The 14,647-nt window shown below is 70.4% G+C and carries 16 protein-coding genes and 1 pseudogene; 12 read left to right on the forward strand and 5 right to left on the reverse strand.

Features of this window, described 5'->3' with window-relative positions; genetic code table 11:
- From BG418_RS09685 to BG418_RS09705, 5 genes and pseudogenes are all read left to right on the forward strand, one after another.
- Positions 1-224: pseudogene (locus tag BG418_RS09685) on the forward strand (hypothetical protein); the annotation flags it as partial.
- A complete protein-coding gene (locus tag BG418_RS09690) occupies positions 221-1,168 on the forward strand; it encodes a glycosyltransferase family 2 protein (RefSeq protein WP_188273345.1) in 948 nt (315 codons plus the stop codon). The pseudogene BG418_RS09685 and the gene BG418_RS09690, both read left to right, overlap by 4 nt.
- A complete protein-coding gene (locus BG418_RS09695; protein WP_317453583.1) occupies positions 1,165-2,391 on the forward strand; it encodes a polysaccharide pyruvyl transferase family protein in 1,227 nt (408 codons plus the stop codon). Before BG418_RS09690 ends, BG418_RS09695 begins: the two co-directional genes overlap by 4 nt.
- Complete coding sequence (gene rfbC, locus BG418_RS09700) at positions 2,388-2,936, forward strand: dTDP-4-dehydrorhamnose 3,5-epimerase (RefSeq protein WP_188273346.1); 549 nt, start codon at positions 2,388-2,390, stop codon at positions 2,934-2,936. Before BG418_RS09695 ends, rfbC begins: the two co-directional genes overlap by 4 nt.
- 38 nt (positions 2,937-2,974) lie before the next feature.
- On the forward strand, positions 2,975-4,318 hold the full coding sequence (locus BG418_RS09705) for a glutamate-1-semialdehyde 2,1-aminomutase (protein WP_188273347.1): 1,344 nt from the start codon (positions 2,975-2,977) through the stop codon (positions 4,316-4,318).
- 7 nt (positions 4,319-4,325) lie between these two features.
- On the opposite strand, the gene BG418_RS09710 is transcribed toward BG418_RS09705, so the two are convergent.
- Positions 4,326-5,000, reverse strand: a complete 675-nt coding sequence (locus BG418_RS09710) for a phosphatase PAP2 family protein (RefSeq protein ID WP_188273348.1) — start codon at positions 4,998-5,000, stop codon at positions 4,326-4,328.
- A gap of 305 nt (positions 5,001-5,305) precedes the next feature.
- Between BG418_RS09710 and BG418_RS09715 the strand changes: the two genes are divergently transcribed.
- Complete coding sequence (locus BG418_RS09715) at positions 5,306-5,998, forward strand: DUF6585 family protein (RefSeq protein ID WP_188273349.1); 693 nt, start codon at positions 5,306-5,308, stop codon at positions 5,996-5,998.
- Positions 5,999-6,016: 18 nt separating this feature from the next.
- Here the strand turns inward: BG418_RS09715 and BG418_RS09720 are convergent, their stop codons facing one another.
- Positions 6,017-6,973 carry an alpha/beta hydrolase gene (locus BG418_RS09720; protein ID WP_188273350.1) on the reverse strand — a complete coding sequence of 319 codons (957 nt, stop codon included), beginning with the start codon at positions 6,971-6,973 and terminating at the stop codon, positions 6,017-6,019.
- Positions 6,974-7,161: 188 nt separating this feature from the next.
- Between BG418_RS09720 and BG418_RS09725 the strand changes: the two genes are divergently transcribed.
- Complete coding sequence (locus BG418_RS09725; RefSeq protein ID WP_188273351.1) at positions 7,162-7,815, forward strand: TetR/AcrR family transcriptional regulator; 654 nt, start codon at positions 7,162-7,164, stop codon at positions 7,813-7,815.
- A gap of 80 nt (positions 7,816-7,895) precedes the next feature.
- Here the strand turns inward: BG418_RS09725 and BG418_RS09730 are convergent, their stop codons facing one another.
- Both BG418_RS09730 and BG418_RS09735 read right to left on the reverse strand, forming a co-directional pair.
- Positions 7,896-8,540 (reverse strand): NADPH-dependent F420 reductase, encoded by a 645-nt coding sequence (locus BG418_RS09730; protein ID WP_188273352.1) that lies wholly within the window; start codon positions 8,538-8,540, stop codon positions 7,896-7,898.
- A gap of 61 nt (positions 8,541-8,601) precedes the next feature.
- Positions 8,602-9,414 carry an inositol monophosphatase family protein gene (locus tag BG418_RS09735; RefSeq protein WP_188273353.1) on the reverse strand — a complete coding sequence of 271 codons (813 nt, stop codon included), beginning with the start codon at positions 9,412-9,414 and terminating at the stop codon, positions 8,602-8,604.
- A gap of 115 nt (positions 9,415-9,529) precedes the next feature.
- Here BG418_RS09735 and BG418_RS09740 point away from each other — a divergent pair, with 115 nt between their 5' ends.
- The 5 genes from BG418_RS09740 to BG418_RS09760 all read left to right on the forward strand — a co-directional run bounded on the left by BG418_RS09740 (position 9,530) and on the right by BG418_RS09760 (position 13,806).
- On the forward strand, positions 9,530-10,441 hold the full coding sequence (locus BG418_RS09740) for a LysR family transcriptional regulator (protein ID WP_188273354.1): 912 nt from the start codon (positions 9,530-9,532) through the stop codon (positions 10,439-10,441).
- A gap of 224 nt (positions 10,442-10,665) precedes the next feature.
- Positions 10,666-11,718, forward strand: a complete 1,053-nt coding sequence (locus tag BG418_RS09745) for an LLM class flavin-dependent oxidoreductase (protein ID WP_188273355.1) — start codon at positions 10,666-10,668, stop codon at positions 11,716-11,718.
- An 838-nt stretch (positions 11,719-12,556) separates the two neighbouring features.
- A complete protein-coding gene (locus tag BG418_RS09750) occupies positions 12,557-12,736 on the forward strand; it encodes a hypothetical protein (protein WP_188273356.1) in 180 nt (59 codons plus the stop codon).
- Between the two features lie 4 nt (positions 12,737-12,740).
- Complete coding sequence (locus BG418_RS09755) at positions 12,741-13,601, forward strand: SAM-dependent methyltransferase (protein WP_188273357.1); 861 nt, start codon at positions 12,741-12,743, stop codon at positions 13,599-13,601.
- A 37-nt stretch (positions 13,602-13,638) separates the two neighbouring features.
- Positions 13,639-13,806: a hypothetical protein gene (locus tag BG418_RS09760; protein ID WP_188273753.1), complete on the forward strand. Its 168-nt coding sequence runs from the start codon at positions 13,639-13,641 to the stop codon at positions 13,804-13,806.
- 21 nt (positions 13,807-13,827) lie between these two features.
- Here BG418_RS09760 and BG418_RS09765 read toward each other — a convergent pair whose 3' ends face one another.
- Positions 13,828-14,601, reverse strand: a complete 774-nt coding sequence (locus BG418_RS09765) for a polysaccharide deacetylase family protein (protein ID WP_188273358.1) — start codon at positions 14,599-14,601, stop codon at positions 13,828-13,830.
- Positions 14,602-14,647: the final 46 nt, after the last annotated feature.

Genomic DNA, 14,647 nt, shown 5'->3' on the forward strand with positions numbered 1-14,647 from the left:
TGCGCGCGCTCGCCGCGGCCCGGCGCAGCCTGCGCAGCCAGCTCTTCGCCTCCGCCTGCTACGTCAGCGGCGGGCTCGGCGGGGCGGCCGCGGCCGGCACGGTCGGCTCGGCCTGGGGCGTCGCCACCGCGACCGCCTGCGGCTCGGCCGTGTGGTGGCTGCAACTGCGCTCCGCCCTGCGCGAGCGCCACCAGAACCCCATCCCCGAAGTGAGGACCTCATGACCGCCCAACCCAGGCTGAGCATCGGCCTGCCCGTGTACAACGGCGAGGAGTATCTCGCCGAGTCGCTCGACGCCCTGCTCGGCCAGACCTATGAGGACTTCGAGCTGGTCATCTCCGACAACGCCTCGACCGACGGGACCCAGGAGATCTGCCGCAAGTACGCCGCGCGGGACCCGCGCATCCGCTACATCCGGCTGCCGAAGAACATCGGCGCCGCACCCAACCACAACTACGTCTTCACCCAGTGCCGCGGCGAGCTGTTCAAGTGGGCCTCGCACGACGACCTTTACGCCCGCAACCTGCTGCGACGCTGCGTCGAGGCGCTGGACGAGCGGCCGGACATCGTCCTCGCGCACTCCGGCCAGGCGGTCATCGACGAAGACGGGCAGGTGAAGGTCCCGTACGAGTACGGGATAGCCACCGACTCGCCGCGCGCACCGGAGCGCTTCCGCAGCTTCCTGTTCGAGCCCGGTGGCGACGACTTCTACGGGGTGATGCGGGCCGACGTGCTGCGGCGGGTGAAGCCGCACGACAGCTACCACCACGCGGACCGCACGTTCGTCGCCGAGATAGTCCTGCACGGACCCTTCCACCAGGTGCCGGAGCTGCTGTACTTCCGCCGCGACCACCCCACCCGCGCCGAGCGGGCGAACCCCGGCAAGCGCTCCCGGTGCGTCAACCTGGACCCGCGCCGGGCAGGCCTGCTGCACCCGACGCCCCGGCTGCTCGCCGAGTACGTCTGGGGCTTCGTCGCGGCGATCCGGCGGGCGCCGTTGTCCGCGGCCGACCGGCGCGCGTGCTATATCCATCTGGCCGCGTGGATGACCAGCCGGGTCCGGCCGGGCGCCGGCGAGCGGGTCGAGGACCGCGCCCCGGTCGACCCGGCCAAGCTGACGGTCTCCGTCGACGCCCTCGTCGCCGGGCGCGAGGGGCGGCAGGCGTGAACACCTCGACGCGGGTGGGGGTGTTCGGCCTGCTCGGCTCCGGCAACCTCGGCAACGACGGGTCGCTGGAGGCCGTGCTCGGGTACCTCCGCGCCGAGCACCCGGAGGCGGTCGTGGACGCGCTGTGCGGCGGACCCGAGGTCGTCGCGACCCGGTACCGGATCCCCGCGACGCGGCTGCACTGGTACCGCGGGGAGTACCGGACCGCGTCACGTGCGGGCGCGGTCGCGGCCAAGGGTCTGGGCAAACTCGTCGACGCCGTCCGCACCGCCGCGTGGGTGCGCCAACACGACGTGGTGATCGTGCCGGGCATGGGCGTCCTTGAAGCGACGCTGCCGCTGCGGCCGTGGGGCTTCCCGTATTCGCTGTTCCTGCTCTGCGCATCCGGCCGGCTGTTCGGCACCCGGGTTGCGCTGGTCGGCGTCGGCGCCGCCCCGATCGGCGACCGGCCGACCCGGGCCCTGGTGCGCTGGTCGGCACGGCTTGCCACCTACCGCTCGTACCGGGACGCCCTGTCCCGTGACGCGATGCGGGCGATGGGCGTAAACACCGCGCGCGACAAGGTCTACCCGGACCTCGCGTTCGCCCTGCCGACGCTCCCCGCGACCGGCCCCTCGGACCCGCCGGGGCCGGTGTGCGTCGGCGTCATGGACTTCCACGGCGGCAACGGCGACCGCGCCCGTGCCGAGGAGATCCACCGGCGCTACCTGGATGGGACAACTCGCTTCGTCCGCGCGCTGGTTGAGGACGGCAGGCCGGTCCGGCTGCTTACCGGCGACGCGTGCGATGCGACGGTGGTCGCCGCGATCCTCGACGCGGTGGACTCGCCGCTGGTCACCGCCTCCGAGGCGGCCTCGCTTGCCGACCTGATGAAGGAGATGGCGGCCGCCGACACCGTGGTGGCGACCCGGTACCACAACCTGGTCTGCGCGCTGAAGGTCGGCACGCCGACGCTCGCCCTCAGCTACGCGGCGAAGAGCGACGCGCTCATGGACCGGATGGGCCTTGGCGCGTACTGCCACCCGGCCCGCGAGGTCGACGCCGACCGGCTGCTCGAACAGTTCCGGGCGCTGGAGCAGCAATCAGCGCAGCTGCGGGAGGCCCTCGCCGAGCGGAACCTGGTCGCCACCCGGCAACTGGAGCAGCAGTTCAGCGACTTGACCGCCGCCCTGTTCCCGGCGAACGACCCCACACATGCCCACGCTCGGCAGGAGGCTGTATGAAAGCGACCGAAGTCCCGGAGATCGCCGGCGCGTACCTCTTCGAGCCGACGCCGTACGCCGACGAGCGTGGCTTCTTCTGCCGTACGTTCGACGCCGACGTGGTCCGATCGGTGGGCCTCGACCCGAGCGCCTTCATCCAGGACAGCGTGTCCCGCTCGGTCCGGGGCGTGCTGCGCGGCCTGCACCTGCGTTCCGGCGCGGGCGAGGCCAAGCTGGTGCGGTGCTCGTACGGGAGGATCTTCGACGTCGTCGTGGACCTGCGGGCGGACTCACCGACGTATCGCAACGTGGCCTCGTTCGAGCTGTCCGGCGAGACGCAGGTGACCCTGTACATCCCGGCGGGATGCGCGCACGGCTTCCAGGCGCTGACCGAGACCGCTGACACCTCGTACCGGATCGACCGCCCGCACGATCCGGCCGAGGACGTGACGATCGCCTTCGACGACCCGGAGCTCGCCATTGGCTGGCCGCTGCCGCCCACCTTGATGTCCCAGCGGGACCGGGAGGCGCCGAGCCTCGCCGAGGTCCTGAAGCAAAGGCCCTGAAGCAACAGTTCTTAAGAACAAGGAGAGTTGAGGTCGGCGTGGACCCCAAAGACACCGAAGACACCGAAGAGTTCCGCCTTCCTCGGTCGCGACAGGCGAACGAGCGGCTGCACGCCGTCATCCCCGGTGGCGCGCACACCTACGCCAAGGGCGACGACCAGTACCCCGAGAACCTGGCCCCGGTCATCAGCCACGGCCGCGGTGCCCACGTGTGGGACGTCGACGGCAACCGCTACATCGAGTACGGCTCCGGCCTGCGGTCGGTCAGCCTCGGCCACGCCCACCCGCGCGTGATCGAAGCGGTGCGGCGGGAACTCGACCGCGGCAGCAACTTCGTCCGGCCGTCCATCGTGGAGGCCGAGGCGGCGGAACGCTTTCTGGCCACGGTGCCGACCGCCGAGATGGTGAAGTTCGCGAAGAACGGCTCCGATGCCACCACCGCCGCGGTACGCCTCGCCCGCGCCGCCACCGGGCGCGCACGGGTGGCCATCTGCGCCGACCATCCGTTCTTCTCCACCGACGACTGGTTCATCGGCACCACGCCGATGTCCGCCGGTATTCCGGCGGCGACCAACGAACTCACCGTGGCGTTCCCTTACGGGGACCTGGCCGCCACGGAGGAGTTGCTGACCCGGTATCAGGACGAGGTCGCCTGCCTGATCCTCGAACCCGCCACCCACACCGAGCCCCCGCCCGGATACCTCACCGGCTTGCGTGAACTGGCCGACCGGCACGGCTGCGTACTGGTCTTCGACGAGATGATCACCGGCTTCCGCTGGTCCGAGGCGGGCGCCCAGGGCCTGTACGGCGTCGTCCCCGACCTCTCCACGTTCGGCAAGGCGCTGGGCAACGGGTTCGCCGTCTCCGCGCTTGCCGGGCGCCGTGAGTTGATGGAGCGGGGCGGGCTGCGTCACTCCGACGAGCGGGTGTTCCTGCTGTCCACCACGCACGGTGCGGAAACGCACTCCCTGGCAGCCGCGATGGCCGTGCAGACCACATACGTCGAGGAGGGCATCACCGCGCGGCTGCACGCCCTCGGCGAGCGGTTGGCCGCCGGTGTCCGCGACGCCGCAGCCGCCATGGGTGTCGGCGACCACATCGTCGTCCGGGGCCGCGCCAGCAACCTGGTCTTCGCCACGCTCGACGAGAAGGGGCAGCCGTCGCAGCAGTACCGCACCCTGTTCCTGCGCCGGCTCCTCACGGGCGGGATCCTCGCCCCGTCGTTCGTGGTGAGCAGCGCACTCGACGACGCGGACATCGATCACACCGTCGATGTGGTGGCCCAGGCATGTGCGGTGTACCGCAAGGCACTTGACGCCGGTGACCCCACCCCCTGGGTGGGCGGGCGACCGGTGAAGCCCGTATTCCGCCCCCGGGCGTGACGTGACGTCAGCGACGCTCCGACCGAACCATGTTGGCCCGCTGGTCGGCCGTCCGGTCGACCAGCCACGCGGTCGCCGGTACCACCGCCAGCGCGGTGCACCAGCCGCCGAGGACGTCGGTCGGATAGTGGGCGCCAAGGGCGACCTGCGCCCAGCCCATGGCGGCGCCGGCAACCAGCGCGGCGGCGAGCACGAGTAAGGTGCTGGCCGTCCTGCCGAGGCCGAGCCGGGCGGTCGCGGGCAGCGCCACCACGAGGGCGAGCGCGGTGAAGAAGGCGGTGTGCCCGCTCGGGTAGGACAGGTTGCCGTCGCCGTGGATGGTGCGTCCCACCAGGTGTTTGAGCAGCGTCGCCGTGCCCACGGCCATGGCGACCCCGGCAACGACGAGCACCGCTGCGCGAGGACGCCGAAGCAGGAGGCAGCCCGCCACGACGGCCGCGACCAGCATCGTCGATCCGGCGGGCTCCCCCAAGAAGTCCAAGGCCAGAGCGACGCGCCGCCACGGCGGTCGCACACTGTCCGCGGTCGGCTCGATGATCCACCTGTCCACCCTGCCGGGCTGGTCGTGACCGGCGTACAGGACACCGAGTAGCGCCACGACCAGCGTGGCGAGGGTCGCGATCACCCCGAACCACGCGCGCAACGATGGGGGCAGCACCGCGGGCACCCGCCGACCGGTCATACGCCCACCGCGTCCGGTCGGCGTGCGGTGGCTTGCCGTGATCGGCTCCCACGCGCAGGTCGGAACCGACAGCGCCAACTCCCCACCAACGAGCCCCCCGTCGTATCCGACTTGACCAGCACGGGAGCCATCAGCCTGTGGTGCAGCCCCGAACTCGCCAGCCTGTCCATCGCTCTGGCCAAGAGCATCACACTCAGTCTCTCCTTGTCACCCGAACCAACAACGCGGTCGTGCAAACCGCCGTCGGATGCCACTGCGGGCGGTGGCCGTGGAGTCGGTGGCGGGCCTGGACTACCTTGATCCCCATGGGTGACGACCAGATATTCCAGGAAGAGCCGCCCACGGCCATCGCCGCGCTCGCGGCGGAGCGCCGTCTGGGGGACAGAGTCCGAACGTTCGCCACCAGGCAGGGTTGGACGTACAAGAAGTGGCGCGACTGGCGGCTGTACCTTCACACCGAGGGTCTGGTCGTGACGGCGCCCAACGGCTTCCAAGCCGCCTTCGACTGGCAGAGCACGGCGGTCGTGGTGTACCGCAGGAACGTCAACGGCGGTGTGCGGGACGCCCGTTACACACTGATCCCGCCGGGCGGTGCCGCCGTGAACATCGGGCCGGGCGCGCACGCCATGATGAACCGTCACAAGGAGATGTTCGGGATCACCTCCTTGGTGACCGGCGCGCCGTTCCGGTACCCGGGCGACTGGGGCGACTACATCCAGCGCAACATCACCAAGGCGCAGTTGCGGGGTGTCGTCGAGGCCATCCAGTACGGCGAGACGGTGGACTTCGGCGCCATCCAGGCCGACCGGCACGGCCTGCGGGGCAAGAAGGGCTCGGCCGCCTGGGCGGACATCGCCGAACTGTCCCTGCACGACGGCCGGGTGAACTTCGTCGGCGCCGACAAGAAGGACGTACTGAACACCGAATACCTGCACTACATACTCAACGCCGACCTGTTCCTGAACCTGTGCCACAACTTGAAGGGCCGCCGCCTCTGACGGGTACTGAGGCGGCGCCTACAGCACGGAGCGGAGGAAGTCGAGGATCTCCGTCCGGGCGGCCTCGGCCTGCTGCTCCACGCCCGGCAGGGTGAGGAACGCGTGCCTCGCTCCGGGATATTCGGTCAGCCGCACGGATGTCCCGGCCGCGCGCAGTCGCTCGGCGTAGCGGCGGCCGTGGTCGGCGAGAGCGTCCTGGGTCGGTACCACCACGAGTGCCGGGGCCAGCCCGTTCAGATCGTCGGCGTAGAGCGGCGAGAGCGCGCGGGCGTCGGTTCCCGGGGGAACCGAGAGCCGCTGGACCAGGCGCAGTAGCGGCTCGGCGTGGGTCGGGCTGTGCCCGTACTCGACCATCGAGGCATGGTCGAACATCGTCCCGGTCACATCGACAGCGGGGTTGACCAGCACCTGCGCCCGCAGGCGCAGGCCCGCCTCCCTGGCCCGGATCGCTGTCAGGGCGGTGATCAACGCGCCGCAGCTTTCGCCGAAGACGGCGGTCCGCGCCGGGTCGATGCCCCACTGCGCCGCATGCCGCACCACGTGCTGAAGCACGTCCCAGCCGTCATCGGCGGCCGCCGACAGTGGAGATCGCTGGTCGAGGAGGCGGTGTTCGACCGAGACGACGACCGCGGGCAGTTGGGTGGCGAGGTGACTGCTGGTCCAGTCGCACTGCACCGCTGTGCCCACGAAGCCGCCTCCGTGCACATGGAGCACGAGGGGCAGATCGGCCCGGCCGACCCCTTCGCCGCCGTACTCGGCCGCCGGCCGGTACACCCGGACCGGCAGCTCGCGGCCGGGCAGCGCTATCTCCTGCCACTCGATCACGGCGTCCGGGTCCGGATGCCCGAGGATCGCCCGCGCCGCACTGGACGCCCGGAAACGGTTCTCCGCCTCGCGGTAGGCGGTCAGTTCCTCGGCCGTGATCGCCAGCCAGTCCGGCTCCGCCGGGCGCTGGGCGGCAGTGTCCTCGCTCATGTCTCCTTCTCTCTTCCACGGCCGGATGCCGGGGATGTCGTGGTGGTCATGCGTACGGGGGCGTACGGCTCAACCAGGGGTGCTGCCCCAGGAGTTGGGTCTCTCGGCAGGCTTGCGACCCCATTATGCACGCAGTGCGTGCAACAGCAAGCGCATGGGTTACGCTGGCTCCGGACGAGAGGGGCGAGATGACTGGCCGAAGGCGTTGGTCGACCGAGGAGATCCTGGACGCGGCGACGGAGTTGCTGCGCACGAGCGACGCCGAGTCGTTCAGCGTGCGCAAGCTCGCCGCAGCGCTCGGGACCGATTCCTCCAGCCTCTACCGGCACTTCCGCAACAAGACGGAACTGCTGCGGGCGGTCGCCGACCGGATCCTTCTGGCCGCCATGGACGGCCATCGCCCCGAGGGCGACTGGAAGCAGCGAGTCACCGCCCTGGCCCTGCGCCTGCGCGAGGCCTTCGGCGAGCAACCCCAACTCGCCGCGATCTGGGGACGCTATGCGTCCAGCGGCACCGGGTCCCGGTTGGTCATGGAGGAACTGCTGCAGGCCCTGCGAGCGTCAGGCCTGCCCGACGAGGAGATCCCGGCGCGCTACCACCGGATCGTGATCCTCCTCGCCGCATTGATCGCTTCCGACGCCGGGGTCAGCACCCTCGCTCCCGAAGAGTACGAACAGGGCGTGGAACTGTTCCGCGTCGCGGTACTGGGCGCGGACCCCGAACGCTTCCCCGCCCTGGCCCACTTCGCCCGCGACGTCCGCCCCCTCGGGGCAGACCGCCGCGCCGCGTTCGAAGACATCCTCGCCGCGCAACTCGCCCACATCGAGACTCAGATCCCCTGAATTCCCCAGCCGGCTCCCTGGCCCTGATCTCGTGGCGCTGGGGCACCATCGACCTGTTTCTCTCGGTCCGGGAGGCGGGTTCAGCGGGAGAGGGAGACGGCGAAGGGCTTGAAGCCGTGTCGGCGCAGGATGTGGGGCACGACCAGGATCATGGCCTCGGTGGCTCGGGCTGTGCTGATGCCTCCGAGGTCTTCGATCCATGCGGGCTGCCAGCCCAGGTCGGTGAGCAGGCCGGTGACGGTCTTCTTCGCGTTCTCGTCGTCGCCCGAGACATAGACGGTCGGCGGGGTGGCCAGCGTTTCGGGAGCGGTCATGACCATGAACAGCATCGTGTTGAGGGTCTTGACCACATGGGTGTCGGGGAGTGCGCGCTGAAGCTTCTCGGCGAGGCTGCTGCCGGGATAGCACAGGTCGCCGGGCAGGCCGTCGTCGGCGTCGCGGGTGGCGTTGGAGACATCGATGAGGATTTTTCCGGAGAGCTCGGTGCGCAGGCCGGTGAGGCGGTCCAGGGAGCTGTCGCCGGGTGTCGCGTTGATCACGATGTCCGCGGTGTGGGCGGTGGTGCGCTGGTCGGCGAAGGCGATCCGCGGGTCGACCCCGGCGGCGCGGGCGGCGGTGTCTTCCGAGCCCCGGCTGCCGAGGGTGACGTGGTGTCCCGCGGCGAAGAGCTTGCCGGCGAGGTTGGCCCCGACGCGGCCGGTGCCCAGGATGCCGATGTTGGTCATGAGACAGAACTCCTTGCGGTATCAGGTTTGCGGTATCAGGTGGGACGTGCGGGGCGTCCGGTCAGGCGATCGGCGACAGGACCTTGAGGGCGGCGGCATGGAGGCCGGGGGCGGCGGCCAGGAAGTCGCGGCTGCCCGTGTTCCAGGCTTCGCCCGCCAGGTCGGTGACGGTTCCTCCGGCTTCGGAGACCAGCAGGGCGCCGGCGACCAGGCCGGAGCGGACGTCGGAGAACTGCCAGAACGCGTCCATGCGTCCGGCGGCGACGTGGATGAGCTGCATGGTGGCGGGCACGGACACGCGCACGACCAGGCCGTTGATGAGCATGGCGGTGACGGAGTCACCGATCCGCCGGAAGGTTCGCTCGTCCTCGCCGGGCTTGGCCTGACCGGTGCCGATGAGCGCGGCGCCCAGATCGGTCTTGGCGGACACCTTCAGGGGCTGGCCGTTGAGGCGGGCACCGCCGCCGGCGACGGCGGTGTAGGTGTCGCCGGTCAGCGGCAGGTGGACAACAGTGAGCACCGGCTGGTTGTCGCGGACCAGGGTGGCGGTGACGGCCCAGTCGTCCATGCCGTGGACGTGGTTGATGTTGCCTTCGGCGGGGTCGACGACCCACCATTCCCCGGGCGGGAGCGCGCCGCCGGCCAGCTCGTCCTCGGCCCACTGCGACCCCTGCCGGGCCCGCAGCAGCGGTTCGCGCAGCACGTCCAGCACCGCGTCGTCGTTGGCGTGGATCTCGTCGACGACCTCGTCGAGGCTCACGCCTCGGGCGTGCGGGGTGTAGCGGTCGCGCAGCGTGACGCCGGCGGCCTTCACCGCGGCGGTCACCTCGGACATGAGCGTCGTACCGGCGTCGAAAGGCATGGGTGTAGCCATGGTGGACTCCCTGAGTTCTGTCGAAGCGGGCGGTCTGTCTCGCCCCCGCACTTCGAAGTTAGGCGGCCCATCGATTAACAACAAGTGCATGCTTTGCACTTGTAGAGTTACTGCCATGCAACTGGATCTGAATCTGCTCACAGCTCTGGACGCACTGCTGGAAGAGGGCAGTGTCGCCGGCGCCGCAGCCCGCCTCCACGTCACCTCACCGGCGATGAGCCGCTCCCTCGGCCGCATCCGCAAGGCCACCGGTGACCAGATCCTGGTCCGCACCGGCCGCAGCATGCTCCCCACCACCCGCGCGCTGGCCATGCGTGCCGAGGTCCACGCCCTCGTACAGCAGGCACACCGCCTTCTGTCCGCGGAGCAAGAACTCGACCTGGCAGCTCTGGACCGGGTGTTCACCGTGCGCTGGCACGACGCGCTGACTGCCGCCTGCGGCACCGCCCTGACCACGGCCGTCCACCACCAGGCCCCCGGCGTCCGACTGCGCCTGTCCGCCGAACCCGGCACGGACGGCCCCGAACTGCGCCGGGGTGAGATCGACCTCGAATCCAGCTCCAGCCAGCCGGCACTCCCTGACATCCGCCACCGTCTCGTCGGTAGGGACCGGCTGATCGTCGCCGTCCGCCCGGGCCACCCGCTCACCGAAACCCCGATGAGCCTGGAGCGCTACGCGGCCGCCGAACACCTCACCGTTTCGCGGCGCGGAAGTCTGCGCGACCCGGTCGACGAAGCCCTGGCCAAGCGCGGCCTGGACCGGCGCGTCGTCGCCGCCGGGCCCACGGCCGCCTTCGCGCTGCAACTCGCCCTCGACAGCGATCTGGTGGTGACCCTTCCCGACGCGGTCACCCGCGCGGCCCGGCACCAACTCGGCCTGACCACGCTGCCGCTGCCACTGCCGTTGCCCGATGTCCCGTTGTACCTGCTGTGGCACCAGCGCTACGACGACGACCGCGCCCACGCCTGGCTGCGCGAGCTGGCCACCGAAACCGTCCAGGCAGTGTTCGCACGACCAGACGCCTGATTGTCACAGCAACCCACCACCGATCTCCTGACCCGCCTCCAGCCGCCCCTGCATGCGTACGAAGACGTCTGCGAAGGGGCACCGTCCAGGCACTGGTGATCAACCCATGACAATCACCGGATCGAGTGGCCAGACCCCCAAGAGTGGTTCAAACGCAAGAGCGCAGCACTGGGGCCCGGCAGCATGGGCAAGCTCGATCCGATGCTCGTACCTTTGGAGGTTTGATGCGTGCAGGTGTCGTCGTCGCAGCGCACCCCGGTGTGGAGGATCTCGCCGTGCGGGCCGAGGAGTTGGGCTTGCACAGCTTCTGGGTCAACGACACCCCCATGGTCCACGGTGACCCCTTCGTTGCCCTGAGCCTGTGCGCGAAAGCCACCCGTCACATCAAGCTCGGTATCGGCGTGACCTCACCGGCGCTGCGCTCGGCCCCGGCCGCCGCGAGCGGGTTCGCCAGCCTCAACACCCTGGCACCGGGCAGGATCATCTGCGGGGTGGGCACCGGGAACACCGCCCGGCGCACCCTGGGCATGCCGCCGACCACGGCGGCTGCGCTGGAGAACTTCACCGCAACGCTGCAGGACCTGTGTGCCGGGCGCTCAACCGCGTACCGCGAAGGTGACCGAGTTCGCGACATCCGGTTCCTGCACACCGGCGCGCACGTGAACACCACCGATCCGGTCGAGTTCGTCGTGGCCGCGCTCGGGCCCAAAGCCGCCGCCGTCGCCGGCCGCCGCGGCGCCGGCCTCATCTCCTTCGGCCTGCTCGACCCCACCGCCTGGCACGCACTGCACGACGCCCGCCGCCAAGCCGCCCACGGCACACTCCACGGCCCCGACTCCCCCGCGCACTCCTACGTGGTCACCGCGCTCCACCTGCTGCGCGACAACGAGGACGCCCACGGCGACGCCGCCCGGGACGCGACAGGTCACCTCGTCCTGTCGCTGCTGGACTACGCCGCCGACACACCCGCCTTCGCCGGGCAACTAGGCCCCGACCAACGCGAGGCGGTGCGAGAACTCCTCGACCGGCGTGGCACCACCGCCACCGCGCCGGACCGGTACACCAAGCTCTACCCCAACTACCTCGGACGCATCGCACCACAGGACCGGGACCTGGTCCTGCCCTCGCTGATGAACACCCTGGCCCTCGTCGGCACCCGCGACGACCTCCGCACCCGCATCACCACCCTGGAACAGGCAGGCATCGACGAACTCCTCATCCAACCGGTGATCGACCCACCCACCGAGATGACCCAACTCACCGAACTCCTCACCTGAACGCCTGCCTACGAAGGGACGGCTTCAGCTGGGCTCTGGCAGCGATCACGGGGAGCTGTCACGGTCGGTGATGTGTGGGTCTGTCTGTGACTTCACAGCATTCCAAGGTCTATGGCCGGTGGACTTGGTCGTGTCGCGTGCTCGATGATCGGTTGGTGGAGAGAAATATCGATCTTGATCGAGCGGCTGCGCAGATTGTTGCTCGTCGGCAAGGATGGACGGCCGGTGGTCTCGTGACCGGTCCGCTCACCTGGCGGGATGAGGCTGGGGCATGGCCGCAGACGCTCGAAGAGGATCGTTCACGGGTGGCAGATCCCGACTCGGTCGGAGTCTGCATTACGGGTCCGGTGGATGCCGAGCTCTCTGTGGTGCTGTTCCGAGGCGGTTGGGCTGACGTGGACTTCCTTGCGGGACTTGCTGACGCGGTCGTGAGCGAGGCCCCAGACGTCACCTCGCCCCAGGTGTTCGGAGAGCTCCTCGACGACTACGTGTCCCGGACGTTCGGCGTGTCGAGTTCGGGTCCTTCCTCAGCGCCGTGAAGGCTGTCGCCACTCGCAAGCAGCGCCAGTGATATGGCGTCCGGGTCTCGGCTGTTGCCCGGGCGTGCTGCCGCCCATCGGACGCTCCCTCAAGTCTGTCGGGATCAGGCTGACCGGGTAAGGGACGTGAATTTCCCTCGCAGGACTTGCTGTTCGCGGGCATTGGGGTGGTCGTCGACGTCGCCGTGTGCGGCATCGGGGTGACGAACGTACGAGCTCGGGGCCGAGCCCACGGGGGGGGTGTCCGAGCTGCGGGCACCGGTCGGCTCGCATCCACGATCGGTACCCCCGGCCGTCTCGTGGACCCCGACGACCTGGCCACCCTCAGCCCGCTGATCACGCGCACCATACGCCGCTTCGGCGACTGGAACTTGGACCTCACCCCGCCCAAGTACGTCGTCGCGACGAGGTTGGACCTGGCCCCGGAGCGCTGTTCCCCACCACGCCGGTGTGACGCCTCGGCGGCCTGGCTAGGCTGAACGCATGACCGATGCGGAGGGACGGGTCGAGCCGTCCGGGGTGTGGGCCACGGCTGTGGGCGTGGCTCGGGTGAGGGCGATGGAGACGGCACGTGAGCAGCCGCTGTTCCGGGACCCGCTGGCGCTGGCCTTCGCCACGGCCGGCGGGAGAGGCCCCGGGACGCCGCCGCCCCCGCGCGCGGACGAGGTGGCGCGGCGCCGCTGGCTCGGCGTGGCCTTCTCGATCGTCATCCGGACGAAGTTCCTGGACGACCTGCTGGACCGGGCGGTCGCGTCCGGCGTCCGGCAGGTGGTGCTGCTCGGAGCCGGGATGGACAGCAGGGCCTTCCGGATGGACTGGCCTGCGGGGACCCGGCTGTTCGAGGTCGACACGGCCGAACCGCTGGGCTTCAAGGCCTCGGTGCTGCGTCAGGAGCGGGCCGTTCCGCGCTGCGAGCGGATCACCGTACCGGTCGACCTGCGCGAGGACTGGCCCCGCGCTCTGGCCGCGGCCGGGCACGATCCGGCGCAGGCGACGGTGTGGATCGCCGAGGGACTGCTGATCTATCTGCCCCAGGACGCGGTGCAGTCGCTGCTCGAACGGATCGGCGCGCTGTCCTCCGCAGGCAGCAGGATGGGCCTGACACTGGGCTCGCCCGGTGTGATCGAACGCTTCCGCGGGGACGCCGCTCCAGGGTCGGCGGCGTCGATGTGGGTCTCGGAGATGCCGGAGGACCCGGTCGGCTGGCTGGACGGCCTCGGCTGGGAGGCGGAGACCTTCACCCTGCGTGAGCGAGCCGAGGCCTACGGCCGTCCGGTGCTCACCCCGCAGCAGCAGGACGAGGGCACCGGCGGGCTGGTCTCGGCGGTGCGCGCGGCGCGCTGAGCACCTGGAGCTGACCGCGCACGTACGCCTTGAGGTCGTGGACGACGCGGACTGGGACGACGAGGAGCACCGCGCAGGGGACAGGAGCCCGTTCCACTATCGGCAGATCGTCGGACAGGCCGTCAGCCTCGCCGCCGCGCTGTCGTCGTTTACCGAGCGCGCCCGACACGCCCCGCGCCGCCTCCGCACCACCACCCGGCCCTGACTCCTGCCCCAGAGCCGGGGCTCAGCGCACCGGGAAGCCGAACGAGTAACCCTGATCCTTGAGCCAGGGAAGGATGCGGCGCAGGGCCGCGACGGTCTGGGTGCGGTCACCGCCCGCGTCGTGGAAGAGGATTGTCGGTCCGAGGTGCAGCTCCCGCTCGACGGTGGCCACGATGGCGTTCGTACCCGGGCGCTCGAAGTCCTTGGAGTCCACGTTCCAGCCCAGCGGTCGCATGCCCCGGGAAGCGGCGAGGTCGCGGCTGTAGGGGGTGAAGGCGCCACCGGGCGCCCGGTAGTACATCGGGCGTATGCCTCCGGACGCCTCGGTGATCATGCGTTCGGCGTCGAGTATCTCCTGCGACTGGTAGGCCTCGGGCTTCTTGTCCATGGTGGTGTCGTGCGACACCGAGTGGTCGCACAGCCGGTGCCCGGCGGCGACCACCTCCTTCACCAGGTCCGGGTGGGCCTGCGCCTGCGTCCCCACCATGCAGAACGTGGCCTTCACCCCGTACTCCCGCAGCACGTCGAGCACTTGAGGGGTCCAGCGGGGGTCGGGGCCGTCGTCGATGGTGATGTTGACGCCGCGCGTCCCCGCGTCCGAGGTGTGCACGATGGTCGCTTCGACCCGCTGGACGTCACTGCCCGGCGTGGCCGACGCGGCCGCCTTCGGTGACGAGTCGCCCGCGGCACCGGCCTGCGCCGTCCACACCGAGGCACCCGTGGCGAGCACCGCCACCCCGAGCGCCGACCCGACCACCTTGCCGTACCAGCCCCGCCCGCCACTGTGCCGTGCCATGTCCGCCCCTTACCTACAGTCCCTCGCCGATCCCCGGTCACCCTGT

This window comes from Streptomyces sp. CBMA152 (assembly GCF_014596475.1).
In the GTDB taxonomy this organism is placed as follows: Bacteria; Actinomycetota; Actinomycetes; order Streptomycetales; family Streptomycetaceae; genus Streptomyces.

Excerpts from the sequence above, each read along its gene's own strand:
- BG418_RS09690 (WP_188273345.1), top strand. The coding sequence starts at position 221 with ATGACCGCCCAACCCAGGCTGAGCATCGGCCTGCCCGTGTACAACGGC.
- rfbC (WP_188273346.1), top strand. The coding sequence starts at position 2,388 with ATGAAAGCGACCGAAGTCCCGGAGATCGCCGGCGCGTACCTCTTCGAG.
- BG418_RS09710 (WP_188273348.1), bottom strand. The coding sequence starts at position 5,000 with ATGACCGGTCGGCGGGTGCCCGCGGTGCTGCCCCCATCGTTGCGCGCG.
- BG418_RS09715 (WP_188273349.1), top strand. The coding sequence starts at position 5,306 with ATGGGTGACGACCAGATATTCCAGGAAGAGCCGCCCACGGCCATCGCC.
- BG418_RS09720 (WP_188273350.1), bottom strand. The coding sequence starts at position 6,973 with ATGAGCGAGGACACTGCCGCCCAGCGCCCGGCGGAGCCGGACTGGCTG.
- BG418_RS09725 (WP_188273351.1), top strand. The coding sequence starts at position 7,162 with ATGACTGGCCGAAGGCGTTGGTCGACCGAGGAGATCCTGGACGCGGCG.
- BG418_RS09730 (WP_188273352.1), bottom strand. The coding sequence starts at position 8,540 with ATGACCAACATCGGCATCCTGGGCACCGGCCGCGTCGGGGCCAACCTC.
- BG418_RS09735 (WP_188273353.1), bottom strand. The coding sequence starts at position 9,414 with ATGGCTACACCCATGCCTTTCGACGCCGGTACGACGCTCATGTCCGAG.
- BG418_RS09740 (WP_188273354.1), top strand. The coding sequence starts at position 9,530 with ATGCAACTGGATCTGAATCTGCTCACAGCTCTGGACGCACTGCTGGAA.
- BG418_RS09745 (WP_188273355.1), top strand. The coding sequence starts at position 10,666 with ATGCGTGCAGGTGTCGTCGTCGCAGCGCACCCCGGTGTGGAGGATCTC.
- BG418_RS09755 (WP_188273357.1), top strand. The coding sequence starts at position 12,741 with ATGACCGATGCGGAGGGACGGGTCGAGCCGTCCGGGGTGTGGGCCACG.
- BG418_RS09765 (WP_188273358.1), bottom strand. The coding sequence starts at position 14,601 with ATGGCACGGCACAGTGGCGGGCGGGGCTGGTACGGCAAGGTGGTCGGG.